Annotated in this window: 16 protein-coding genes, 6 tRNA genes and 3 rRNA genes; 13 read left to right on the top strand and 12 right to left on the bottom strand. The window is 46.4% G+C overall.

The window, feature by feature from the left end:
* Positions 1-15 precede the first annotated feature (15 nt).
* From WC882_02240 to WC882_02230, 3 genes are all read left to right on the top strand, one after another.
* Positions 16-90, top strand: a tRNA-Lys gene (locus WC882_02240).
* Positions 91-129: 39 nt separating this feature from the next.
* A tRNA-Cys gene (locus tag WC882_02235) sits at positions 130-203 on the top strand.
* Between the two features lie 14 nt (positions 204-217).
* Positions 218-304, top strand: a tRNA-Leu gene (locus tag WC882_02230).
* Positions 305-307: 3 nt separating this feature from the next.
* On the opposite strand, the gene WC882_02225 is transcribed toward WC882_02230, so the two are convergent.
* Both WC882_02225 and WC882_02220 read right to left on the bottom strand, forming a co-directional pair.
* Complete coding sequence (locus WC882_02225) at positions 308-880, bottom strand: hypothetical protein (GenBank protein ID MFA5842466.1); 573 nt, start codon at positions 878-880, stop codon at positions 308-310.
* Positions 881-1041: 161 nt separating this feature from the next.
* Entirely contained in the window at positions 1042-1647 is a 606-nt protein-coding gene (locus tag WC882_02220; protein ID MFA5842465.1) for a hypothetical protein, read from the bottom strand.
* 122 nt (positions 1648-1769) lie between these two features.
* Between WC882_02220 and WC882_02215 the strand changes: the two genes are divergently transcribed.
* Positions 1770-2777, top strand: a complete 1008-nt coding sequence (locus WC882_02215) for a RimK family alpha-L-glutamate ligase (GenBank protein MFA5842464.1) — start codon at positions 1770-1772, stop codon at positions 2775-2777.
* A 315-nt stretch (positions 2778-3092) separates the two neighbouring features.
* Here WC882_02215 and clpP read toward each other — a convergent pair whose 3' ends face one another.
* The gene (gene clpP / locus WC882_02210) at positions 3093-3746 is read right to left on the bottom strand and encodes an ATP-dependent Clp endopeptidase proteolytic subunit ClpP (GenBank protein ID MFA5842463.1); all 654 of its coding nucleotides are present in this window, start codon (positions 3744-3746) and stop codon (positions 3093-3095) included.
* 332 nt (positions 3747-4078) lie between these two features.
* Here clpP and WC882_02205 point away from each other — a divergent pair.
* Both WC882_02205 and WC882_02200 read left to right on the top strand, forming a co-directional pair.
* A 16S ribosomal RNA gene (locus WC882_02205) occupies positions 4079-5586 on the top strand.
* A 420-nt stretch (positions 5587-6006) separates the two neighbouring features.
* Positions 6007-6083: transfer RNA gene (locus WC882_02200), tRNA-Ile, on the top strand.
* A 200-nt stretch (positions 6084-6283) separates the two neighbouring features.
* Here the strand turns inward: WC882_02200 and WC882_02195 are convergent.
* Positions 6284-6360, bottom strand: a tRNA-Ala gene (locus tag WC882_02195).
* Between the two features lie 88 nt (positions 6361-6448).
* A tRNA-Ala gene (locus WC882_02190) sits at positions 6449-6525 on the bottom strand.
* A gap of 130 nt (positions 6526-6655) precedes the next feature.
* Here WC882_02190 and WC882_02185 point away from each other — a divergent pair.
* From WC882_02185 to rrf, 3 genes are all read left to right on the top strand, one after another.
* Entirely contained in the window at positions 6656-6898 is a 243-nt protein-coding gene (locus WC882_02185; GenBank protein MFA5842462.1) for a hypothetical protein, read from the top strand.
* A gap of 292 nt (positions 6899-7190) precedes the next feature.
* A 23S ribosomal RNA gene (locus tag WC882_02180) occupies positions 7191-10259 on the top strand.
* A 137-nt stretch (positions 10260-10396) separates the two neighbouring features.
* Positions 10397-10511: ribosomal RNA gene (rrf, locus tag WC882_02175) — 5S ribosomal RNA — on the top strand.
* The 16S, 23S and 5S rRNA genes sit together here with 3 tRNA genes alongside, the layout of an rRNA operon.
* Before the next feature lie 156 nt (positions 10512-10667).
* On the opposite strand, the gene WC882_02170 is transcribed toward rrf, so the two are convergent.
* From WC882_02170 to WC882_02155, 4 genes are all read right to left on the bottom strand, one after another.
* Positions 10668-12482 carry a hypothetical protein gene (locus tag WC882_02170; protein MFA5842461.1) on the bottom strand — a complete coding sequence of 605 codons (1815 nt, stop codon included), beginning with the start codon at positions 12480-12482 and terminating at the stop codon, positions 10668-10670.
* 191 nt (positions 12483-12673) lie between these two features.
* Positions 12674-13531, bottom strand: coding sequence for a hypothetical protein (locus WC882_02165; protein MFA5842460.1), 858 nt, complete (start codon positions 13529-13531; stop codon positions 12674-12676).
* A gap of 12 nt (positions 13532-13543) precedes the next feature.
* Positions 13544-13990: a PrgI family protein gene (locus WC882_02160; GenBank protein MFA5842459.1), complete on the bottom strand. Its 447-nt coding sequence runs from the start codon at positions 13988-13990 to the stop codon at positions 13544-13546.
* A gap of 187 nt (positions 13991-14177) precedes the next feature.
* Positions 14178-14345, bottom strand: coding sequence for a hypothetical protein (locus WC882_02155; GenBank protein ID MFA5842458.1), 168 nt, complete (start codon positions 14343-14345; stop codon positions 14178-14180).
* Positions 14346-14657: 312 nt separating this feature from the next.
* Here WC882_02155 and lepA point away from each other — a divergent pair, with 312 nt between their 5' ends.
* The 3 genes from lepA to WC882_02140 all read left to right on the top strand — a co-directional run bounded on the left by lepA (position 14658) and on the right by WC882_02140 (position 19672).
* Positions 14658-16478 carry a translation elongation factor 4 gene (gene lepA / locus WC882_02150; GenBank protein MFA5842457.1) on the top strand — a complete coding sequence of 607 codons (1821 nt, stop codon included), beginning with the start codon at positions 14658-14660 and terminating at the stop codon, positions 16476-16478.
* Between the two features lie 69 nt (positions 16479-16547).
* Positions 16548-18122 carry an ABC transporter substrate-binding protein gene (locus WC882_02145; protein ID MFA5842456.1) on the top strand — a complete coding sequence of 525 codons (1575 nt, stop codon included), beginning with the start codon at positions 16548-16550 and terminating at the stop codon, positions 18120-18122.
* On the top strand, positions 18092-19672 hold the full coding sequence (locus WC882_02140) for a SpoIIE family protein phosphatase (protein ID MFA5842455.1): 1581 nt from the start codon (positions 18092-18094) through the stop codon (positions 19670-19672). Before WC882_02145 ends, WC882_02140 begins: the two co-directional genes overlap by 31 nt.
* A gap of 1 nt (position 19673) precedes the next feature.
* Here the strand turns inward: WC882_02140 and WC882_02135 are convergent, their stop codons facing one another.
* The 3 genes from WC882_02135 to glyA form a co-directional block, all read right to left on the bottom strand.
* Positions 19674-21341 (bottom strand): hypothetical protein, encoded by a 1668-nt coding sequence (locus WC882_02135; protein MFA5842454.1) that lies wholly within the window; start codon positions 21339-21341, stop codon positions 19674-19676.
* An 18-nt stretch (positions 21342-21359) separates the two neighbouring features.
* Complete coding sequence (locus WC882_02130) at positions 21360-21668, bottom strand: hypothetical protein (GenBank protein MFA5842453.1); 309 nt, start codon at positions 21666-21668, stop codon at positions 21360-21362.
* A gap of 266 nt (positions 21669-21934) precedes the next feature.
* On the bottom strand, positions 21935-23197 hold the full coding sequence (glyA, locus tag WC882_02125) for a serine hydroxymethyltransferase (protein MFA5842452.1): 1263 nt from the start codon (positions 23195-23197) through the stop codon (positions 21935-21937).
* 846 nt (positions 23198-24043) lie between these two features.
* Between glyA and WC882_02120 the strand changes: the two genes are divergently transcribed.
* Positions 24044-25261, top strand: coding sequence for a trypsin-like peptidase domain-containing protein (locus tag WC882_02120; GenBank protein MFA5842451.1), 1218 nt, complete (start codon positions 24044-24046; stop codon positions 25259-25261).
* Positions 25262-25286 lie beyond the last annotated feature (25 nt).

Raw genomic sequence — 25286 nt, 5'->3', positions numbered from 1 at the left:
ATCGTTTGTGAATGTGGGTCAGTAGCTCAGGGGTAGAGCAGTTGCCTCTTAAGCAATTGGCCGTGGGTTCGATACCCACCTGACCCACCATATGTTATGATGACGTGGCGTTTGATTTTTGAAAATTTTGGTGCGATGGCGGAGTGGTTACGCAGCGGTCTGCAAAACCGCGTACACCGGTTCAATTCCGGTTCGCACCTCCAATAAAATGTGCTCCGCCCGGGTGGTGGAATGGCAGACACGGGGGACTTAAAATCCCTTGACCTAAAAAGTCGTGTGGGTTCGACTCCCACCCCGGGCACCACTACTAATTTTTATGATCCTGTCTTTTTGCCATTCTAACTACCACTTGCTCATGGGTTATTCGCAAAAGTGTCCTTAAATCCAAAAGTGTTCCTCGGATGAAATCCAAATCGAATTTTTGAGTGGGTTCTATTGGAAATTCTAGAGCCCCTTCGGTTGATAATTCTCGATGTATCGATCTTCCCAATAATTCAATGGCAGTTCGTAGCGCGAGTTCGAGAATTTTCATATAGTTTTGAAAATGTGGGTGCATGTAGTCGGCATGTATTTTCCAACAGGCATTTTCTTTTGCCATTTCATATACAGTTTTTTGTCTTTCTCTTTCCTCTTTTATCATCAATTCAAGGGCTTGTATTAATTGAGTCAGTATTATTTCTAGGTTTTTTTGATTTAGAATGTTAGCGGCTTCTTTTAAAATTGTTTCAAAAGCGTCAAAATTCAATAAAATTTGTGGAGCTTCTCGGCGTGCGGCTGTGTCCGGAAGACCCCAAGGGATTCCTCTGGGCCGGAGCGTTCCAATGTATGCGTCGTCTGGTCCGCGCTCGCATGTACGGGGATCGTGTTTTCGAATTTCCATAAAGTTATGTTAAATTCTTTCAAATTAAATTATATTTTTCGCAAAATGGCAAGTTGATGCTTTTTTAATTTATTTCTCATGAAAATCATCTCCATCTCCAAAGCTCCCCAAGCCATGGGTTTTTATTTGTTTCGGGCCAGATTCCAATTGTGCTCGCTTATTTACTTCAAATACACCGTCTTCAAACTTTGCTTAACTTGATCAATCGCGAGTTGCGTGTCCAAGGCGTCATACGTCCCGGTTACAATATAAGCCGTGGTTCCCTTTACGGCATAGAGTTGAATGAATTTGCGCACCGGCTCGGTGGAGTCGTTGGTGCCCTCAAATTCAATTAAATATGTGGGGACTGAGGTGCCGGCAATATTCACATTAAAATCGGTTTGACTGATTTTTTTAAAATTCACCAATTGGCCCGAGAGCGTGTTCAGCATGGTGAGCGCGTAATCCGCACTTTGGGTGCCTTCGGTCACCGGGTTTTGGACCACATTGATATTGGCGATAAAGTCGTGATCTTGCACATTGTTGCGAAAGGCGACCAGCGTGTTTTTTGGGTATTGAGAAGAAAATTCGGTGATGGTTTCCCAATTTTCAGGGACTTGCATTCCAAGATCTTGAATTTCAATGGCACGGTAAAAAGCGATGGGTTCAATTTGGCTGATGGGCTCGGTGGTGGCTGTGTCGCCGTCTCCACAACCGGGGAGTAAAAAGGCCAGAGTCGCGAGTAGACACGCAGCGAAGCGAAGTGTCGGATTTTTTATTTTTTGCATGTGGAGATTTTTTTAAAGAGAAGATAACCCTTGCAGAGCTCCTTTGATTGTAGGGGTTTTTCTCTCAAGCGACAAGGCTCTTTTGCTTGCTTTTATTTTGCATGCCCTTACAATTCGTCGCGATGAATATTGGTATCTTGGTTTACAATTCGGAGTGGTGGAGGACCAGTCTCAAATCGAGGCGTCTTTCCGCGCACGATAAGTTGTTGTTGGCTGCGGGTCGGGCTCGCGGTCACACCATGAAAGTGTTTCGATTCGAACGTTGTCAGCTTTTTTATGAAAATGGAGAGATGAAGGTGTTTTACGGGGGGAATCCTTTTCCGAAAATGGATGTGATCATTCCGCGTCCGAGTGTTTGCAATAATGTGGATTTGGAACTGACTCTTAATAAACATCTCCTTTTAATGGGGATGAAATTGGTGAACGGTTATATGCCGGTGATGCGCGCGAAAAATAAAATTCGTATGCTTCAAATTTTGAGTCATGCGGGAATTAAAATGCCTAAAACCGTGATTTTGAAACGTTTTGAATATATGGATGATGCGATTAAGCGCGTGGGCGGATTTCCTATTATTATTAAGACGCCACACGGGTCGTTGGGAAGGGGAGTGGCGATTGTGGAAAGTCGTCGATCTCTTTTGTCGGCCTTGGATATTATTTGGGCGGATGCACAGAATCGGAGTTTGCTTATTCAAGAATATGTAAAGGAGTCCGCGGGGCATGATATTCGTGTTTTTGTGGTGAATAATAAGGTGATTGCGTCTATGGAGAGAAAATCAAAACGAGGGGATTTTAGGTCCAATATCGGGTGTGGAGGAAAAGGAATTCCCGTTGTTTTAACAAAAGAAGAAGAAAAATTGGCGTTGGATGCCACGCGTGCTTTTAGTTTGGATTTGGCGGGAGTGGATTTGTTGCGAACAAAAACCGGTCCCGTAGTCATGGAGCTCAATGCCAACCCCGGGCTTGAGGGAATTACGGAAGCCACGGGAGTGGATGTGGCGGGGAAAATCATTGATTTTGCCGTGCTCAAGGCTAAGCAAAAATCAGATGTTTCTTTTAAGTCGAAAAAATCAAAGGCTTCGGGAACAACAGATCCTTCTTTGAGGGAAGAGCCGAATTCTATTGTATAAGGTCATTGATGTCTCTTTGGCCACCGCGGTTCGATCGCTCCTGAGGAGATCGTCTGCTAAGACACGTAGCGAAGCGAAGTGTCGCATTTTGATTTTTTTCCCTTTGTTAGAAACAAGCGGGAAGGAAGAATTTTTGTTCACCAGACACGAACGAAGTGAGTGTCCTTGAGAAGGATGCCCCATTTTCAGCCACGTGTTGAATTTTCAATAATTCGCTGATATTCAATGATTTTCTCAAGCGCATTCCGCTACGCTCCATGCGTATCCTTGAAAATTTTCACAAAAATTTTCCTCTCCCACTTGTTTAAAAACGTTTTACTTTGAAAGTTCCACCGGCGGGCGTGTGATGACTTTGTCGATCAAGCCGTATTGGCCGTATTTCATGGCTTCTTCCGCAGTCATAAAGTTGTCGCGGTCCGTGTCTTTTTCAACGGTCTTGAATGGGGCACCGGAATGGTGAGCCAGAATTGTGTTGAGTCGTTTTTTAGTTTGAATGATATGACGGGCATGGATTTCAATGTCCGACGCTTGTCCTTCGACTCCGCCCAAGGGTTGATGAATCATGATTTCGGCATGGGTAAGAGCGTAGCGTTTCCCTTTAGCTCCGGCGGCCAATAACACGGCTCCCATGGACGCGGCCATTCCTATACATACGGTGCATACATCCGGACGAATGTATTGCATGGTGTCGTAAATCGCCAAGCCCGCGGTGACGTGTCCGCCCGGGGATTGAATATACATAATGATGTCTTTTGTTGAATTCTCTTTTTCCAAGAAGAGCAATTGCGCGATGATGGAGTTGGCCACTTGGTCGTTGATGGCGCTTCCTAAGAAAAGAACGCGATCTTTGAGTAAGCGTGAGTAAATGTCGTATGAGCGTTCGCCTTCGTGTGTTCGTTCGATGACGGTGGGAATCAAAATACTGTTTTTGATTTGTTTTTGGCTGTGAGCCGTGGAGGACGTGTTCATTTTTTTGATTTTTTAAAAGTAAAAATTAAAAAGGTTCTTTAACAGTATACCTCTTTTTTATAGATGTGGGTATGTTCTATCCGATGACGTAAATTGGTTTTATTGCCTTGTAATGGAGTGGGGTTTTAGGACTTTTTTTGAAAAATCGTTTGACATCTAAAAAACCATTGATAGAATGACCGTGCTCCTTTTGACGGAATAGGTGTTTTTAGAACCTTGCGCCCCGGGAGACGCGCTCCTTGACAGTTTGATTGTAATAGAGAATCTTTGTCTATCACTTTGAAATTCGGTTTGAATTTTTTTCCATCCAGCTAGGATGGTCATAACTTTTTTATATGGAGAGTTTGATCCTGGCTCAGGGTGAACGCTGGCGGTGTGTTTAATACATGCAAGTCGAGCGCCCAGCACTTTGCTTACAACCCTTAATGTGTTTGCGCGGTTGTCGGTAGGGTGCTGGGAGCGGCGAATTGGTGCGTAATACGTTGGTAGCTACTTTATACTCAGGGATACCCACGCGAAAGCGTGGCTAATACTGGATAGTCCCGCAAGGGTAAAGGCTTCGGCCGGTATGAAAGGCGCCTGCGTCCTATCAGCTAGTTGGTGAGGTAACGGCCCACCAAGGCTATGACGGGTAGCTGGTCTGAGAGGATGATCAGCCACAGTGGGACTGCGACATGGCCCACACTCCTACGGGAGGCAGCAGTAAAGAATCTTCCACAATGGGCGAAAGCCTGATGGAGCAACACCGCGTGAAGGATGACGCCCCTCGGGGTGTAAACTTCTTTTCTGGGGGAAGAATTTTGACGGTACCCCAGGAATAAGCACCGGCTAAATTTGTGCCAGCAGCCGCGGTAATACAAATGGTGCAAGCGTTACCCGGAATCATTGGGCGTAAAGCGTCCGCAGGTGGTTTGTTAAGTTGGGTGTTAAATACTCTAGCTCAACTGGGGTATGGTACTCAAAACTGGCAAACTAGAGACTTAGAAAGGTCAGTGGAATTCGGTGTGTAGGGGTAAAATCCGTAGATACACCGAGGAACACCAAAAGCGAAAGCAGCTGACTGGCTAAGTTCTGACACTCATGGACGAAAGCGTGGGGAGCAAACGGGATTAGATACCCCGGTAGTCCACGCCGTAAACGATGGATACTAACTGTTGGTCCCGCTCGACCGGGATCAGTGGTGACGTTAACACATTAAGTATCCCGCCTGGGGAGTACGGTCGCAAGACTAAAACTCAAAGGAATAGACGGGGACCCACACAAGCGGTGGAGCATCTGGTTTAATTCGATAGTAAGCGAGGAACCTTACCTAGGTTTGACATCCTGCGAATCTTGCCGAAAGGTGAGAGTGCCGTAAGGAACGCAGTGACAGGTGCTGCATGGTTGTCGTCAGCTCGTGCCTTGAGGTGTTCGGTTAAGTCCGTAAACGAGCGCAACCCTTGTTCTTAGTTGCATTTTTCTAAGAAGACTGCCCTGTTTAACGGGGAGGAAGGTAAGGATGACGTCAAATCAGCATGGCCTTTATACCTAGGGCGACACAGGTGCTACAATGGTCGGTACAACGGGTAGCCAAGCCGTAAGGCGGAGCCAATCCTTTAAAACCGATCTTAGTTCGGATTGGGGGCTGCAACTCGCCCCCATGAAGCTGGAATCGCTAGTAACCGCGCATCAGCCATGGCGCGTTGAATATGTTCCTGGGTCTTGTACTCACCGCCCGTCAAGTGATGAAAGGAGAGGGCACCCGAAGTTCCGCGTTCGCGGACCTAAGGTGAAATCTCTGATTGGCACTAAGTCGTAACAAGGTATCCGTAGGAGAACCTGCGGATGGACCACCTCCTTTTATGGAGTATTATTACTTCTAGGTCGAGGTTTTGAATCTTCGGATTCAAGGCCTGGTCTAAGTCGCGCAAGTGGCTTAAGACCAAAAAACGGTAGATCAAAAAATTCTCTATTACAATAAGACTGTCAGGGTTGGGCGAAACGAAAGCGCATGGATTGCGCTTTTTTTCGTTGACTTTGGGAAAGGGGTTCCTTAAACTCCGTGTACGAAAAGTTCTTTTAAATTTAAGGAGGGCGAGTAGCATTCCGCGGGGCGGAAAGCTATGGTGCCCTTCGGTCAAGGTTTTCTCATCGGGTTTGTCCCGCTGCGCGGGACCGTTTTCTCGCTCAATCGGCTTTAAACAAACAAGTTTGTTTTCGCCGCTTTCGCTCCAAAACGCCGCCTTCGGCGGACTAACCCTTACTTTCAACTTTTTCCTACGGGCGAGTAGCTCAGCTGGTTAGAGCGCAACACTGATAATGTTGAGGTCGGAGGTTCGAGTCCTCCCCCGCCCACCAGAAAAAAACGTTTTACGTTTTTTTCTTCTTTCTTTCCTTCGTATTTTGCATTTTGTGTTTCCCTTTGCATTCCTACTTCACAGAGAAACCAAAGGGTAAATTTTTTGTATGTAAAAAAGTTTCTTTTGTTGAGAAAAAGAGGAAAGAAAACAATGCGTAGAAAATGCAGGAGAGAGAAAAAATGTGAAACATTTTTTCTTTGGTGGAGATGAGCGGGCTCGAACCGCCGACCTCGTCGTTGCGAACGACGCGCTCTAGCCAACTGAGCTACATCCCCACGGTGCAAGGGCTGGGATACGGAAATGCTAGGAAAAAAATGCGAAGAGAGAATAGGGGGAGCGCACTTCGCTGCGCTCCATGCGTGCTGGTGGAGTTGAGGGGGCTCGAACCCCTGACCTCCTGGTTGCAAACCAGGCGCTCTAGCCAACTGAGCTACAACCCCAAAGTGATTTTTTCTTATGCGAACTGCATTTTAAACATTGGCTCTTAAAAGAACAATCCTTTTTTTAATCTTTGGATTTTTTCTTAAATTTTGCTTAAATAAAAGTATCGATTTTTTTAAAATTTCTCCCATGCGATATGTCGTTGGATTCACGGTTTCAATTATAGGCTTTTTACTCATCGTGTATCGGGAACGTGTGAAAGGTCAAATCGGAGACATTGGATTTGCGGAGCAGTATTTGGGTGGAGGAGGAACGTATACCTTTTTATTATTGTTGGGCGTGGTTACTTTTTTGGGGGGATTGATGTGGGCCGCAGGCACGCTTCAAGCTTGGTTTATGGGCGCTTTGGGGCCCTATTTTGGCGCAGCTTAAAAAAAGTCTAAAAAATGTGTTGACTTTACCTTTTTCGCTCCCTATAATCTCCCCGCATTTAGGAAAGTTTATCTTTTACATCTTCTCTGTTGATCTTTATTTTTCCTCCTGCGCAACCCTAAGCTTAAATTGCAAACCTAGTTTATTTAGGTTTAGGGGTGTGCAAGACGCACACTTTTTTTAGATCTTTGAAAATTAGGCGTTTAAGGTCAGTATAATTTCACTGGCATATAAAATGTCAGTTCGTTGTGCAATTCCATTTATAGGGATTGCACGTTAAAGATTGTACGTTACTTAAATTGTAAAAAAGGCGTAGAGTGGATGCCTTGACTCGAAACTCCGATGAAGGACGTGGTTAGCTGCGATAAGCCTCGACGAGTTGCTAAGCAGACGTTGACTCGAGGATTTCCCAATGGGGAAACCCAATTCCAGTTATGTGGAATTACCCCGCATTTGCGGGGAGGACACGCAGGGAACTGAAACATCTTAGTACCTGCGGAAAAGAAATCAATTTTGAGATTCCCTTAGTAGTGGCGAGCGAAGAGGGAACAGCCTAAACTCTTTCGGCGTGATAGGTGTCAGCCGTTTCCGAGAGAGGGTCGTAGGGCCTGTATCCGATTGCTGATGAGATCGGCAATCGACTGCATTGTTAGTCAAAGACTCTGGAAAGAGTCGCCATAGAGGGTAATAGCCCCGTCGACGAAAACAATGTATTCGGTTGAATAGGTACCTGAGTAAAATCGGACACGTGAAATCCGGTTTGAATCTGGGGGGACCACCCTCCAAGGCTAAAGAGGTTTCGAGATCGATAGTGAACTAGTACCGTGAGGGAAAGGTGAAAAGTACCCCGGGTAGGGGGATGAAATAAACCTGAAACTCTATGCTTAAAAGATGTCGGCGCCTCGCTTCGGCGGGGTCACGGCGTACTTTTTGTAGTACGGGCCAACGAGTTAGTTGTATGAGGCTTAGGTTAAGGGAGATTTACCCGAAGCCGTAGCGAAAGCGAGTCTTAAAAGGCGATTATGTCTCATGCACTAGACCCGAAACCAGGTGAGCTACCTATGGTCAGGCTGAAGGTCACTTAACAGTGGCTGGAGGGCCGAACCCAACGATGTTGCAAGATCGTGGGATGAACTGTGGGTAGTGGAGAAATTCCTATCGAACCTGGAGATAGCTGGTTCTCCTCGAAATAACTTAAGGGTTAGCCTTGTGCGTTAAGTTGTGGGGGTAGAGCTCTGTTTCGGCTAGGGGGCGAAATAAGTCTGCCAAACCGAGACAAACTTCAAATACCACAATGTACCTCACAGGAGTCAGTCCGTGACAGCTAAGTGCCACGGACAAAAGGGAAACAGCCCAGACCATCGTCTAAGGTCCCTAATGAAAGTTCAGTGGAGAAAGATGTCAGATCTCTCAGACAACCAGGAGGTTGGCTTAGAAGCAGCCATCCTTTAAAGAGTGCGTAACAGCTCACTGGTCTACTGTCTTTTGACGAGATTTGGCGCTGATAATACAACGGGGCTCAAACTTTCAACCGAAGACATGGATATCTTGTTCCCTCGGGAACAAGGTGTGGTAGAGGAGCGTTCCATTCCGCAGTGAAGCCGTATCGTAAGGTACGGTGGAGTGAATGGAAGTGACGATGTTGGCATAAGTAACGTAAACCAAGTGAAAAACTTGGTCACCGAAAGTCCAAGGTTTCCCAAGCCACGTTAATCGACTTGGGGTTAGTCGGTCCTAAGGCCAACCCGAACGGGGTAACCGATGGACAACAGGTTAATATTCCTGTACAACGGGCATTTCGCCCAAGCAAAGCTGGAAGCCCCTGTTTGCGATTCAAGACCCTTCGGGGTTTTGATGAGTATTCAGGTCAGCGGAAAGCGGCGCTAGCCTAGGAGTGACGCCATTGGAGAAGGAGGGCGTGTTAATGAATTCACGTCTAAACTTTAAGTCTATATCTCTTCATGCAAATCAGAAGAGATCTTCCTTCGGGAAGGAGGCGAGAAGTGATGGAAAGCTTCGCTTTGCGGAGTGATCCTCCTGTGTTCAGCGGACAAGAAAAACTTCGAGGCGAGAAATGCACGTTTCCGTACCGCAAACCAACGCTGGTGGATAGGTAGAGTATACTAAGGTGAACGGAATAACTATCGCTAAGGAACTCGGCAAAATAGCGACCGTAACTTCGGGATAAGGTCTGCCAATCGCTTTGCTTTAAACGGCAGAGGGATTGGCCGCAGTTAAAGAGCTCATGCAACTGTTTATCAAAAACACAGGTCTCTGCAAACTCGTAAGAGGATGTATAGGGGCTGACGCTTGCCCAGTGCCAGAAGGTCACATGGATAAGTTAGGTCTTCGGATCGAAGCTTTGAAGTCAAGCCCTGGTGAACGGCGGCCGTAACTATAACGGTCCTAAGGTAGCGAAATTCCTTGTCTGGTAAGTTCAGACCCGCACGAATAGCGTAATGATCATGAGCACTGTCTCAGCGATAGATCCGGTGAAATTATAATATCGGTAAAAATACCGATTGACCGCGGCAGGACGAAAAGACCCTGTGCAGCTTTACTATAAGTTGACATTGGGTTGAGGTAATGCTTGCGCAGCATAAGTGGGAGGCTTTGAGGCCCTGATTTCGGTTGGGGTTGAGCCACCGTTGAGATACCACTCTTGCGTTACTTTGACTCTAACCCCCTTTATTGGGGGGACCGTGTTTGCTGGGTAGTTTATCTGGGGCGGATGCCTCCTAAAGAGTAACGGAGGCGCGCGAAGGTTCCCTAGCGCTGGATGGAAATCAGCGCGATAGTGTATTCGCATAAGGGAGCTTGACTGTAAGACCTACAAGTCGAACAGATGCGAAAGCAGGTGAAAGTGATCCGGCACCACCACGTGGGTGGGGTGTCGCTCATCGGACAAAAGTTACGCCGGGGATAACAGGCTGATCGGATCCAAGAGTTCATATCGACGATCCGGTTTGGCACCTCGATGTCGGCTCATCACATCCTGGGGCTGGAGAAGGTCCCAAGGGTTCGGCTGTTCGCCGATTAAAGTGGTACGCGAGCTGGGTTCAAAACGTCGTGAGACAGTTTGGCCTCTATCCGCCGTGGTTGAAGGATTTTTGAGGAGAGTTACTCCTAGTACGAGAGGACCGGAGTGAACGAATCTCTAGTGCACCAGTTGTCACGTCAGTGGCATAGCTGGGTAGCCATATTCGGACGGGATAACCGCTGAAAGCATCTAAGCGGGAAGCCCCCTCCAAGAAAAAGATCCCTATGAGTCTCCCGGTAGACTACCGGGTTGATAGGCTTCAGGTGTACGCACAGCGATGTGTTTAGCCGAGAAGTACTAACAGACCATTGATTTTTGTAATGTACAATCTTTCTTTGACGTGCAATTTCTGTGAATGGATATTATATTGATTTTATAAACGCCTAATTTATTTTTTCCCTTGTAAAAAAGGGGAGAGGACTGCATCATTTGTTTGTTCAATTGATAAAAGGTCCTGTCTTGGTGGCTATAGCGAATGGGGTACACCTGTTCCCATCCCGAACACAGTCGTTAAGCCATTCAGCGCCGATGGTACTATGGTCTGAGCCATGGTAGAGTAGGTCGCCGCCAAGACAGGGCTTTTTATTATGCGAAAGGGGAACGGCTGGTTCCCCCTCGCGAACTCCCTCTCCGAGTTGTTTTCGCGCTGAGGAAATGCCGGGGGGAGCGCACTTCGCTGGCGCTACGTGCGTGGGGGCCCACGAGACCCGTAGGTCGCTCAGTTTTTTATTATGCTGCGAGTGGGGGCGTTGTTTTATGGTGTTTTCCGTTGCGGGGTCGGGTTCTTGCTTCATTAAATTCGTTTACGGCCTTTTGCGCTCGGGGAGGTAATGGCGGGCGCGGGGCAATATCTTTAATTTCGCGCAAATAGGCGATGTATTGAGTGTCTATTGCTGTGAGTGAAGGGGGTCGACCTTCTTTTTGAAGGCGAGTATATTCTTCCAATGTTCTATCAATGAGGAGTGCCGGAGCTCCATAAAGTTTATGATCAGGATGTGTAGGAATATAATCCTCTATAAGATAAACGATTAAACATCCGGCCGTCTCGCGCAAATTACGGAGTTGAGATTCGATTTCTTTATCCTCGAAATGGTCGCTAAGGTTGTCACATCGATCGAAAATTTTTCCAAGGAGCATGCCTTCGAGTTCGGTGTTGTCTTTGGCTAAGGCTAAAGCACGTACTAGAAAAGATTGCATTGTACTTGGACCTTTAGTGTGGTCCGGGTCTGGAATTGGGAATTTACTGAAAGCTTGAAGGGTTGGTTGTTTTTCTTCTCCTTCGTTTTCTTCGGGCTCACCGATAATTTCTCTTGTGAGTCTTTCTCCGGCAACGCTTTGATCGAGGGCTTTCCTTTTATATCCTGGGAACATTGTTTTTTCTGCTCCATCGGTTAGAGCGAGCAGAATATGAAATAGTCTATTTTGAATGGTTTCGCAAACCAATTCAATTTGAGGGATAAGTCGGTCACGTCCATTATCGTGGACGTCTCTTCTTGATGGAAATCCAGTTCTTATTCTTTGGATTATTTTAGCATTAATTCCTCCTGTTATCCTTCTTGTTTCTTTTACAACTTCTTGAATTGCAAGAGCGGTGTCTTCCCCAAGGTCATGGATTAGAATCGCGATTTCATTAATTATAGTATCTATTGTCATCCCGACTTCGTTTCCTGATTCAGGAGATGTTTCTTCTAAATCATGAGAGGCTATGTATAAATGATGGGCGAGAGCGGCCCTCCAGGGATGGATGATATAAGGGGCTTTTGTACTTTTTCGTAATTTCATTTTTCTTTGGGCGTGAGTTTCTGTTTTAACTGCAGAGAATCCGAGATGCTGTAATTTTACCGCTTTTACCTCGCCAAGAAGTCTTGCGGCTTTTTGGCGGGTAGTTTCGTCTGTAATAACCAAAGGAGGAATATCTAAGAGATCGGTTGGATCCGAAGGCGGTCTTTCCAACAGCATTATTAGATAGGCTTCCAGAGCGTCTAAATATATTTTATCCGTTTCATATAATCCTCTTCGTTCAGTCCCTTCCCTTGTCCTCCACATAACGAGGTCTTTTTCTCTGCTTGGCATAGTAGGTATAGAAGGGGTGGGGGCAATGTATGCTCGAGCCACTTTTCTGGATGTTTTTTTAATGGGGAGAGGAGATCTTTCTACAAAAGATTCGCTTTTTCTATCTGTTATTTTGGGAGCTCTTTCCCATGTGTCTTCAAGGGTTAGTGTTGTTTCGTCGCTTTTTTTCTGTTGTTCTTTGACAGCTTCCCACATGGTCTGCATGCGTGCTTGATGGATTGGTGGAATTAGTAAAGAGAGGTTTTCATAACTTAGCTCCTGGACAAGAGGTCCATGAACATCTCTTTCTTGTTGGAATAAATAGGCTTGTCCTTCAGTTAAACAATGGCCGATATTTTTATTAAGTGGCCAGTGGGTCAACAACATTGCTAAATATCCAACGCGGAGATATTGCCCAATCTCTTCTTTACTTAGGGGAGGTGGAGGAGGACTAGATGGGGCGGCGGATGGTGATTCCTGGATTTCAGCCATAAGCCTTATATTAAGGACTCTTAAGGCAAAAGGGTACGCTTTTTTATTTTTATTTCAACTAAAAATCGCCTTACCTTAGCTCTTTAGGGCTTTTTTTGTATAAAAAAATTGTTCATGCGTCATTCGCATTAGGTTTTGATTGAAGTCACCCATTCGAGAGCCTCAGGGTGACAAGGCAGGTTAAGGTGGCTTTATGCGTCTCCCTCTCCCCCATCCTCGAGCATTTTCTTTTTGGCGTCAAAAAGGTCGTGGTCGTGGATGACGTCGAGTTCGTCGCTTTTGTCGAATTTTTGGATGCGTGAGGTGCGCGGGTTGTAACACTCGTAGAAGAGCGTGACGAGTTCCGGAGTGGTGAGTTGGTCCACCTTGAGTCCGCAGTTTTGCAAGCCGGACGTGGCAATGTTGACGCGTTGCATCAGCCCTTTTCTGAGAGATTCGAATTCGCGATGGCGGATACGTAGTTGCGCGACGTTATCTCGAGGGGAAACAAATTCGGCGAATTTTTGAAAAATCGTTATTTTTTTGGCGCGAGGAGGGTCGTAGGGGATGATCACGTAAAATTCTTTTTGCATGATGTCCGCGTATTCGATCAAGCGCTTGATGTAATCGATGTAGTCCGTGGTTTGATTTTTTAGAAGTGGGTTTTGTTGTTTAACGGCAATGTCGTTGAGTTGATCGAGGTAATTGTCGAGATCGAGTTTTTTCGAGCGGACTACGATTTGAATCGGGAATTCGATGGTGTTGAGAAAATTTTGATACGAATAAATGACCGCGTTTTGTTCTTCTTCGGATTTGAGATGAATGTTGACGCTGGACGTCTTGAGCACGGCGCGAATGCCGCCATTTTTGAGCACTACCACGTTGTCGCGAATTTCCGCGATGCGCATGTAAAGTTGGGTGCTGTGGTTCGCGTTTTTTGGGGCGTTTTTGACCGTGTCTTTCACAAGGAGCAACGGGTCCCCGGTATGGGCGGTTGCGCCTGTGTTGGCTGGCGTGCCGGTGGTTGCCGTGGTGGTTTGAGTTGCGGGGGTGAGAGTGGCGTCAGGCATGGTTTGTTTTTATTATTTGTGAGAAAGCATTTGGCTGTATGAATCGAGAGATTTAGCGAGAGTTTCGAGCGTGGCCACGTCTTTCATCGGCGCTTTTTGTTGCTGTTCTTGTTTTTTCTCGTTCGTGTTTTTGGGAGCCGGAGTCGTGACGGAAAGGAAAACTTCTCCACCGCCTTGGTCCCAGATTTGTTTTTTGGGATTGATGTAAAATTCAAGAGCTGCGAGTACGTATTGGATGAAAGTGAGGCCGTGAATTTTAAGGAAAGCGATGGCCAGGGTGAGGAGCGCGAGCGGGGCGGCGGCCAGGACTGCGACTTGGAGAATGTAAATTTTTGCAAGGGTCACATAAATGAAATACGCCATGCCTCCGCCAACGCCTATAATTATAAGCTGTCTTAAGGTGACCGGGCCTATGATCTTATCTTCGAGTTGGACGTTTTGGGGGATTTTGAATTGCATAGGGGAGGTACTTCAAAAAGAAATCTTTTTATTATATCAGATTGAGTGGAAAAATTCAATTAGAAGTTGCCCACCGAGTCAGAGACGCGGTGGGCTGGGTGGCGAGCGGTCCTGTGAGGGATCCGGTCGCCGGGTCGAGGTGTGCCCCGCGCGAGTAAAGCTCAAGCGCTGGGGCAATCTAGGCGCGCTAAGGGGTTCCTTCCGCCCCCTTCTTTTTCTTCTTGCCCTGCCACCGTGTCACTCCGTGTGTGACGGGTTTCTTTTGAGTGCAGGGTTCGTTCCCTCCTTTTTTTTTCTCTTTTTTCCCGTTCCCGTAGTTTCCTCCGGGGCGTTTCTTTCCATTCCTGTCGGCCATGGGCACCTCTCTAAAGGCAGAAAGGCACAAGTATGCCGGGACGAGGAATTCGTCCAAAGGATGCCGAAGCACCCTTACTTATCAGCACGATCTTGACCTACCTGCGCGCCGACATAGTACATCTATTTTTCTTTATGTCAACCCTACTTGGGGAATTTTTATCTTTTTTGGCTGAGTTTTTGGTAATATTTCCCCGGTTAATTTTTTTATTCCTCACCCTTCGAGAGCCTCAGGGTGACAAAGTTTATTTTTCAATCGTCACCCGTTCGACAAGCTCAGGGTGACAAGTCCATTTCAATCGCAGTATTTTTTATGACCGACCCCCTTTCTCACATTCGTAATTTTTGCATCATCGCCCACATCGACCACGGCAAGTCCACGTTGGCCGATCGGTTTCTTGAAGTCACCAAAACCATCACCAAGCGCGAGATGACGCATGGCCAAATGCTCGACACCATGGACATCGAGCAGGAGCGCGGCATCACGATCAAGCTTCAGCCGGTGCGCATGTATTACGATCACGAGGGCACAAATTATCAACTCAACCTTATTGATACCCCCGGGCATGTGGACTTTTTTTACGAAGTTTCCCGCAGTTTGGCGGCGTGCGAAGGCGCGATTTTGGTGGTGGATGCCACGCAGGGGATTCAAGCGCAAACGTTGGCTAATTCCTACATGGCCATGGACCACAATCTCACCATTATTCCGGTCATCAATAAGATCGATCTTCCGGCCGCGGATGTTGAAAAGTGTTTGCATGAATTGAATGAAGTTTTTGGGTTTCGGCCCGAGGAGGTTTTGCAAATTTCAGCCAAAGAGGGGACCAATGTCGAAGCCCTGCTTCAACGCGTGATTGAGCTCGTGCCCCCGCCCAAGCCCACGGGTATGAATGAGGGAACCAAGGCCCTGATTTTTGATTCTCTTTACGATTCGTATCGCGGCGTGGTGGCGTATGTTCGCGTGATGGATGGAAGTTTAAAACGCGGAGATAAGATTCGATTTTTGAACACTAAAGCCGAGACCGAGGTGCTCGAGGTGGGTTATCTTCAGCTTAAATGGGTGAGTTCTCCCACGCTTTCCATTGGTGAGGTTGGGTATGTGATTACCGGAGTGAAAGCGGTGAAAGACGCGCGCGTTGGAGATACGATTTGGAATCCCGATGGCCTTGAGTTGGATCCGCTACAGATCAAACCGCTGCCCGGATATAAAAAAGTTATGCCTTTTGTTTTTGCCAGTGTTTATTGCGTGGATGGAAAAGATTACCCCATGCTTCGCGATGCGCTTGAAAAATTGAGTCTCAATGATTCGTCTCTTTCATTTGAGCCCGAGCAGTCCAGTGCTCTCGGATTTGGGTTCCGATGCGGGTTTTTGGGGCTTCTTCATATGGATATTGTGCAGGAACGGTTGTCTCGCGAATACAATCTTGATTTGGTGATAACGGCGCCCGGTGTGTCGTATCAAATTCAACGAATGGATGGCACTATGGAATTCATTTCCAATCCCGCCTTTTTGCCGGAGCCGAATTTTTATAAAGTGATTGAAGAACCGTGGATTCATGTTGAAATTTTGGCACCCAAAGAATATTTGGGTGGGATTTTTACTTTATTGACCGAACGTCGCGGAGTCTCGAAATCGATTAAATATTTGGATGCGTCGCGTGCCATGATCACGTATGAATTGCCATTGGCCGAGGTGGTTATTGATTTTTACGATATGTTGAAAAGCATCACGTCCGGGTATGCGTCCATGAGTTATGAGTTTTTGGAATTTCGGCCCGGGGATTTGGTGAAGCTCGATATTTTGGTGGCAGGCGATAAATTGGAGGCGCTTTCCACGATTGTTCATCGCGAGGCGGCGTACAAGCGCGGGTGTGTGGTGACCAAGCGATTGAAGGGGATTTTGCCCAAGGAAAATTTTGAAGTCGCGATTCAGGCGGCGATTGGAGGGAAAATCATCGCTCGTGAAACGATTGGGGCCATGAAAAAAGATGTGATCGCCGGGTTATACGGCGGAGATGTAAGCCGAAAAAATAAGTTGCTCGACAAGCAGAAAAAAGGGAAAAAACGTATGAAAATGATGGGCAAAGTTTCGGTGCCGCAAGAGGCGTTTTTGGCGGTGCTGAAACGCGAGTAGAGCGGGTTGCTTTCTTTTCTGTTTTCTGGTAGAATATATTGATATTTTATAACCGAAAAACAGGTGAAAGTGGCTTGGCTCTCAAAAGGGGATATCGTATTTACGGCGTTTTTTGTGATCGCGCTCGGAGCATTGTCGTATGTGCTTTTTGTAAATAATGAATCGAGTGTGCTGTTGGGGGATATCACCTCCGGCCCCACGATTTCACGTAATGAAACGCTCTCGATTGTGTATGCCGAACCGCTCACCACTTATGAGCCCACAGCCGTGGATGTGGTTTTGCGTCAATATCTTTCCAATTGCTATGAAGGGTTGGTGCGTTTTGATCGCGATTTTAACCTGGAGCCGGCGTTGGCGTTGTCCTGGGGAATGCTCGATGACACCACGTGGCAGTTTAAGCTTCGCCCGAATGTGGTTTTTCACGATGGTTCTGCGTTTGATGCCGATGATGTGCTTGCCAGTTTTGAGAGGGCGCAGTCGCATCCGGATTCCAAGTTGACCACGTTGCTTTCCGGAATGGAGAGTGTGAAAAAAATCGATTCGTTGACTGTGTCGATTACAACCGCTGATCCGGATCCGTTGTTGGTGAGTGAATTGACGATGTTGTTTATGGTGCCTTCCGAGTTGCCGGATGAGGTTGAAAAACCGCTCGGAACCGGGCCGTATGTGTTTGTGGAAACCGCGGGCCTGAATAACTGGAGTTTTGATCGTTTTGCGGATTATTGGGGAGAAGCGCCGACATTTTCGAGTCTTTTGCTTTCTTATATTCCGGATAAATTTGAGCGCTACAATGTGTTTTCCGGAAATGAGGTTGATGTGTTGGCTGAGACGCCGCCGGTTTTTGTAGATGCGCTGCTGCAAACGGGTTATCCTGTGGCCAGTCTTTCTGCTCTGGAAGTGGATATGCTCGGATTTGGAATGAAAGAGGACAATGCGCCGTTCCAATCTCAAGATTTACGGAAGGCCGTGGTTTTCGCGCTTTCTCCTGAGGAATTGCTGACATTTACGTCGGGTTATGCGCTTTCTCCCACGCAATTCGTGAGTCGGGGAGTGTTGGGTTACAATCCGGACGTTGAAATGACGAGTTATGACATTAAAGCGGCTCAAGCGTTGGTGGGCCAGTCTGTAACGCCGATTGCCGTGACATTAGATCTTCCGGAAGGCATGTCTGCGTTGGGAACCTATATTCAAACCCAGCTTGATTCCATTGGTTTTCAGGTTACGGTGACGTATTGGTCGGCTGACGATTATGCCGCACACATTGCAAAAGGGGAGAGCGATCTTTACTTTTTTGGGTGGAAAAGCGAGCTTGGCGATGCCACGGATTTTTTTACGCATTTGGTGCATTCGCAAACCGCGGATGGTCGGTATGGCGCCATGAATTATGGCGGTTATGTGGATCCCGGAATCGACACTTTGATCGAGCGCTTGGAAAAAGATCTTTTGGAATCGCGACGCCAGCAAGAAATGGCGGAATTGATGAAATTGCTTGTGGAAAAGGAAGTGTTTGCCGTTCCGTTGTTTGAGCCCAAAACATTGGTGGTTTCGCAAAAAGATGTTTTGTATGAACCTCGTTTGGATAATCTCCTTTTAGCTTCTGATTTTCATTGATTATGTTTCTCCGTTCTCTCAAAACAAAATTAACCCTTGGAATGATCGTGTTCCTGATGGTTTCGTTTGGGGTTTCTTCGGTGTTGTTGGTGAAGCAAAAGACGGTGGAGTTGTCTCGCGATTTGTATACGTCGGTGAAGAGTTTTTCCGACCTGACCGCCCCACAAGTCGTTGGTTTTTACGAACAATACTTGGGAGAGGAAAGTTTTATTTATTTCAATCGTGAAATTCAAAAATTATTTGATAAAACCGAGGAAGTTTCCGGCATTGGAATCGTGTCTTATGCGGGAGAAATTTTATACGACTCGAGCGAAGAAATTGCGAGTCAATATCAGGGCGAAATGCGCTCTGCACCCGAGGCTTTGTTGTCGCGAGTTCAAGCTGCGTATCCGTCTTATTTGTTGGAAAGCGGGCGTGTGGTTTATGTAAAAACCGATGTGGACGGGAATGTGAGCTTTACAGATGAAAATCAGCACATTGTTGATCCTATTGATGCGTTGGATCGGATTCAAAATGAAATTGTTCCGTATCAAGGAAAGTATGCGGTTTTGTATTCGCCGTCGTATGCGATTTTGGAGGAGCGAATTCATGCCATGTGGGTGAAAATTGCGCTGCTCACGTTGTTTTCATTTGTTGTGGGGCTTGGATATGCGTATTTTTTCTCATTGAATATCACGAGGCCGATTAAAAAATTGCAGGCCGGTGCGATTCAATTGGGGCAAGGCGATTTAAAAACGCGGGTGGTGGTGCAAACTCGAGATGAAGTCGGGGTTTTGGCCGGCACGTTCAATGCCATGGCCGCAGATTTGGAAAAAGGCGTGGAAGCCAAATTGTACCGAGAACGTTTGACCAAAGAATTGGAATTGGCGGCTGAAATTCAACAAAATTTGCTTCCCAAGACTATGCCAAAAGTGGCGGGGCTTGATATCGCGGCCGGAGTTATTCCTGCGGCTGAGGTTGGAGGTGATGTGTATGATTTTATCACCGCCGATGGCGTGAATTATTTTGGGTATGTGGGAGATGTGACCGGGCACGGGGTTCCGGCTGGCTTGTTGGTGTCGGTTACGAATGCGCTGATTCACAGTTATGCGAATTTGGGAGATCCGGTGAAGATTTTGGTGGAAGCCAATAAGATTTTACGACAAAAAACCAAGGCGAATATGTTTGTCACGTTGGTGTTGTGGCATTGGAATACGCAAACGCAAAAAATGCAGTTGGTGAGCGCCGGGCACGAGGTGGTTTTGCAATATAAAGCGGGCCCGCCGGTTAAGACGGATGAGCTCCCGCGCGGAGGAATTGCGTTGGGAATGATGCCGGATATTGAGCCGCTGATGAAGGCGGTCGAGGTGCCCATGGCGGTGGGGGATAGTTTGATTCTTTACACGGATGGCGTTCCCGAGGCATGGCGCAATGAAAAAGAGCAATACGGCATGCCGGAATTCAAACGCGTGGTCACCCAATCGTGCGATTTACAGAGTGCGGAGGCCATCAAGGTCGCGTTGCTCGCGGATGTGAAGCAATGGTCTCAAGGGTATGAACAGAAGGATGATATTACTATTATGGTATTGAAGCGAAAGGGGTAACTTAGTAGATTTTCTCCATATAGCATTTTTCGCAAAACACTTTTTCCGGGCAATCCGGTGCATAATTGGTTTGGATTTGGATTTCACAACCCGCACATTTTCTTATGTAGAGTTTTCTTTTTTTCCTAAATTTACTGCGTTGGGCATGCCGACATTCAAAGCACAAACGAGGGATGGGGAGTTGTAGTTTTTTGAGAAGTTCGTATTCTTGGGTGATGATTTTGTAGTTTTTTTTGCATTCTTGGCAGGCCAAAACATTGTTTACGATTTCTTTTGGAGTTTCGTTGATGTTATCAGGCATTTCATAGGTTTGGGGTTGGTAGTCTTTTTTCTTTTTTTCCAGCCAGGTGTGGTTTTTTGCCACGGCTTCTTCCTTTGTTAAAGGGAAAAATTCTTGGGCATCGGTTTCGTTGTAATGAAAAGGGGAAAGGGAAGCCGGGAAAAATTCGCCGTATTCTTCGGTTTTTTGCATGTGTTCAATGATTTTGGGGACGAGTTCGTTGTATTCTTTTTCGCTGTATTGTTTATTTAAAATGCAATATTTGCTTCTTTTTAGACCTACGCATCCAAAAAGAGAGGCATTGCCGTTCATGCACATATCGCTGTAAAAAATGTCACTTCCATTGTAAGTGTTTAAATTGAAGGCGGATTTCATGGGCATTGGAAAACATTCGCAATTTTCATATCCGAGTTCTCCGTTCACACAGGAGCAATCTTGGGCGTCTGTGACTTGATAGGCTATTTGGACATATTTACAGTCGCGTCCTTGGGTCAATTCATAACAGTTGATGCAATTTTGGACGTCGGTTAAAAAATCGCCGGTGGAATCCTGGATTCTTCCGTTTCGCCACATGAAAAGATAAGGAGCGCTTTGAATCATTTCAAAATAATGTTTCTTGAATTTTTCATAATTTTTATAGGAAGATAATGGCAAAGAGTTTACTTTTTTAAAGTATTCTTCTTTGGAATAGGGTTTGTTGGCGATGTAATATTCTTTGTTCCTTAACCCGTAACACATGAAGCAATGGGAACAGTTTTTACAATTGAGGAGAAACGCCGAGTCCGAGCATTGAGAGGAATGGATGACAAACGTGCAGTTGTAAATGTTTTCGGAAAAAATAGCATTATGGGTGAGTTGGCATTTGTTGATGATGAGATTGTCGAGACTGTCTTGGCAGTGTTCAACCAAGGCTCCGTAATAACAATCTTTGCTGAAATCCGAGGAAAAAAGCAGGTAGCAATTTTTGAGATGGGACACATTGGCCGTGTATTCACTGTTTTCGTTTTGAGATTGTTGCACTGCCATTCGGGGAACGATGTTTTGTAATTCTTTAAATTGTTCAAAAAAAGGACGGTTGAAGTCAAAGTCCCTGCCGTATTTTTGCGCGTCCCATTGGTCACTCCACCAACAATCGAGGCAATAGACCGGCGAGAGGTTGTCTTCTCGATAAATGGAGAGGTTTTTTTTATGACAAAAATCGCACGTTCTTTGATAGAGATTTCGTTCATTTCTCCAGGAGAGTCGTCTTTGTTGGCGACAATCCGGGCATAATTGAGGGGAAGGGATTGGGTATTTTTTCCCATTCAACTCAGGACTTATTTTTTGCAAAAATTGTTCGTCTTCAGGGGAGAAGTCGAAAGAATTGTGACATTTTTTGCAAATTTTCATAGCCCTATTGTAGTGGTTTTATTTAAGAAGCCCAAATTTTCTTAGTATATTGCTGACAACAGCAGGAAATTGGGTCGCGGTTTTCCCAGCAGCTAATGCTTTTAGGGTTTTAGCATCTTTAGCTGCAATTGCAGCGCTGATATCGTGAATGGTTTTTACGGGGATCCCGACCATGGCCCAACCGGAGGAAGTGGGGGCGAATTTTGTTGCTAATTCCTCCCACATTGATTTTATGGGATCCTCTGTAATTTTAACGGCTGGGGCGGGTAGGGGGTCTTCTTCTAATGTTTCAACAGATTCATCTTTTAAAGAAGTGATAGGATCCATTGTGTCTAATGGAATGGGCGATGGTGGGGTAATGGGAGGAATAGAAACGGGGGGCTCAGCAATAGGAGTTGGAGGAACGATCGGGTTGATTGAGAGCTCGAATATTACGGGGGGTTCTGGTGGAGAGGTATCCAACCACAATAGAGGGTTTGGTCGGTGTGATGGGGGTTTTTCACTCATATTTAAAATTTACCAGGTTTTTTACAAATAAAATCCTTGAATTTTTTTAAAATTCTTGTTTAATCATTTTTTACGCTTCGTGCCTGCTAGATCCCCGGCACCGGATATTGGGAGCAGAATGCCTCCACATCTTTTTTGAGCTCAGCCATTTTGGCTTCGTTGGTGTGGTTTTTGAGGGCTTCGAGCATCCAATTTCCGATTTTTTTCATCTCTGCTTCCTTCATACCACGAGTCGTGGCACAAGGAGTGCCGAGACGAATGCCGCTGGGTTTGAGAGGCGGGTTTGGATCATCGGGGATGACTTGTTTGTTCGTGGTGATGGAGATGCGATCGAGGATTTTTTCCGCGTCCGTACCGCCGAGCCCAAAACTTTCCACTGTGTTTACGACCATCATGTGATTGTCGGTCCCATTGGTGATGAGTTTGGCTCCGCCGTCCATAAGGGTTTGCGCGAGCACTTTGGCGTTTTTGAGAATTTGCGCACCGTATTCCTTAAAGGAAGGTTCGAGCGCTTTTCCCAGCGCCACGGCGATCGCGGCGATGCAATGCATGTGCGGCCCGCCTTGTAATCCCGGAAATACGGATTTGTCGATATCTTTGGCGTATTTTTCTTTGCAGAGAATCATGCCTCCACGGGGTCCACGCAAACTCTTATGTGTGGTGGTGGTGACAATGTCGAACCCGTAGTCAAACGGGTTGCGCATTACGCCTGCGGCAATGAGTCCGCCGATGTGAGATACGTCCGCCATGGTGATGGCGCCGACTTCATCTGCAATTTTTTTGAAATCTTCGTAGTTGTAGTCTCGAGGATAGGAAGTGTATCCGCAGAGCACGATTTTTGGCTTGGTTTCACGCGCCACACGAGCGAGTTCGTCAAAGTCGATGCGTCCGTTTTCTTCGGGATGAGTTTTGTAGCGCACAAAGTTGAAGATTTTTCCCATGTGAGAAACCGGATGTCCATGCGTGAGGTGACCGCCATGAGAGAGATCCATCCCTAATACCGTGTCGCCGGGTTTCAAGAAGGCGAGGTACACGGCTTGGTTCATGGGTGAGCCGGAAAGGGGTTGCACATTGGCGTGTTCACAACGGAAAACTTTTTTCGCGCGTTCAATGGCAAGTGATTCCACAATGTCGGTGAATTCCTGTCCACCGTAATAGCGTCGTCCCGGGTATCCTTCCGCGTATTTATTGGTGAGAACCGATCCGTTGGCTGCAAACACTTCGGGGTACGTGTAGTTTTCGGAGGGGATGAGCTCAATTCCTTTTTTTTCTCGAGATTGCTCTCCCAAAATAGCGTTGTAGATGGTGGGGTCGTTCTGCTGGAGAAGGGCCCAGTTGTGCGCAACCATTTGCGCCTGTGCGTTGTCTTGCGGCATGGGAAAAAGGAGTTAAAGAATACGAAAGGGGACACCTAAGGTTCCCCCTTTCGGGATCCCCCTCCAAGCTGATATTCGTGAAAATTATTTTCGCTAAACTTCGTCGTAAGCCACTTCGGGGCCCACAAGACCCGAAAGTGTTTACGACTCCGTGCGCTCAAAAGATTTTCACTCATGTTGGAAGAGGAGCAAAAGTAAAAATTTGTTGTTCCGTGATTAGATGGTCTACAGGCACGTCATGTGCCTCGTTCATAAGTTTTGGAACGATTTGACATGCGTAGGCCAGACCTATTTTAGGGGCGGTTATTTTTTTTAGCAAGCGATCATAATAGCCGTGACCATGGCCCAAACGATGACCTCTTTTGTCGAAAAGCAAACCTGGTACAATTACAAGATCAATGGCTTTTGGGTCAATAGGAACTCGGTTTTTTGGAGGGAGTTCGAGGATGTCGAAGGCGCCTTTTTTTAAATCGTCAAAGTTTTTTAACACAGAAAGAGAGAGCGTTTTGGTTTTGGGATGAGTGATGGGAATGACCGTGATTTTATCGTTGAGTTCGAGATGGTTTTGAATGAGTTTATGCGTGTCCACTTCATTTTTTTTAGATACGTAAAAAAGCACTGTTTTTGCATTTTTGAAGAGAGGGAATGTTTTGAGCTTTTTTTGGATGTCTGCGTTGTGTCGGGTTCGGTGATCGGGGAGGATGCAGGCACGAATCGTTTTGGCGTGAGTTCGTAGGGCTTTTTTCATAAGGCCTCTCTATTGAAACATGAACTTGTTTTGATTACAATCACCAACGCTTGATCTTTTAATTTTTCCTTATGTCTAATGTTTTCTCTAAAAGAATGATGGTGGGAGTTGTGATGGGATCTTTTTTATTGGGAACTGCAGGAGGTTTTGGGTCGAGTTTTTTAATGATGAAAATTAATGAAAATGGAAATGGGGCTTCTCAAATCGATGGGGATTATATCGAGGAATCGTTTATGATCGATGCCCAAGGAAAAGTGGCGCCCGCGGTGGTGAGTATTGTGGAATTTCGGGATATTTCCGCATGGCAACAACAGCAAGGGAGTCCTTTTGGGCCCAATCCGTTCGGAGGATCTCCCAATGGCACAGAGGGACCGAATTTGACCGAAGTGGCCGGGGGCACTGGTTTTATCATTGATCCTTCCGGGATTGTGGTTTCCAATAAGCATGTGACGAGTGATGGCAAAGGCATTTATAAAGCTTATTTGAATGATGGGACTGAATTTGATCTTACGATTGAAGCTATTGATCCCGGGAATGATTTTGTGATTCTTCAATTGGTGGCATCGGAAGAGGCCACAGAGGATGTAAAAGCCATGGTTGGGAATTTTTCGTATGCGGATTTGGGGGATTCATCAACGCTTCAGGTTGGGCAACAGGTTATGGCGATTGGGAATGCGTTGGCCGAATATGAAAACACAACCACAGCCGGGATTGTGAGTGCCACAGGGCGAAAAGTGGTTGCATCTGATGGATTTGGGCAAACGTCGACTTTGTATGGGTTGATTCAGACCGATGCGGCGATTAATCCGGGAAACAGCGGAGGGCCGTTGGTGAATTTGGCCGGGGAGGTGATTGGAATCAATACCGCGGTGGATTCTTCAGCGCAAGGAATTGGGTTTGCCATTCCGATCAATGACGTGAAGTCCGCGATTGAAAGTTGGAGGGAAACCGGCGAAATTTTAAGGCCTATTTTGGGCGTACGTTATGTGATGTTGGTCCCGGCGAGAGCTAGGGCGTTGGATTTGTCTATGGATCATGGAGCTTTGATTATTAAAGATCCGGATACGAAGGTGTCGCCTATTGTGGCGGGAGGGCCTGCGGAAAAAGCGGGGCTTAAAGAGTGGGATGTGATTTTAAGCGTGGAAGGAGAAGCGTTGAGTTTGGATTATCCGTTGCAAGATGCGGTGTTGCGTTATCAAGTTGGAGATAAGATAAAAATGGAGGTATGGCGAGACGGAGAAACGTTTGAAGTGGAAGTCGAATTGACGAGAGCTCCCGCCTCTGATTAAATAGCCGTGCTCTTTTGTCCTTTGA

The sequence above is a fragment of the Candidatus Gracilibacteria bacterium genome, from assembly GCA_041658685.1.
Taxonomy (GTDB): domain Bacteria; phylum Patescibacteriota; class Gracilibacteria; order UBA1369; family UBA12473; genus JBAZZS01.
Note: the sequence above shows the minus strand (reverse complement) of the source record. Positions and strands in the feature narration are given on the sequence as shown.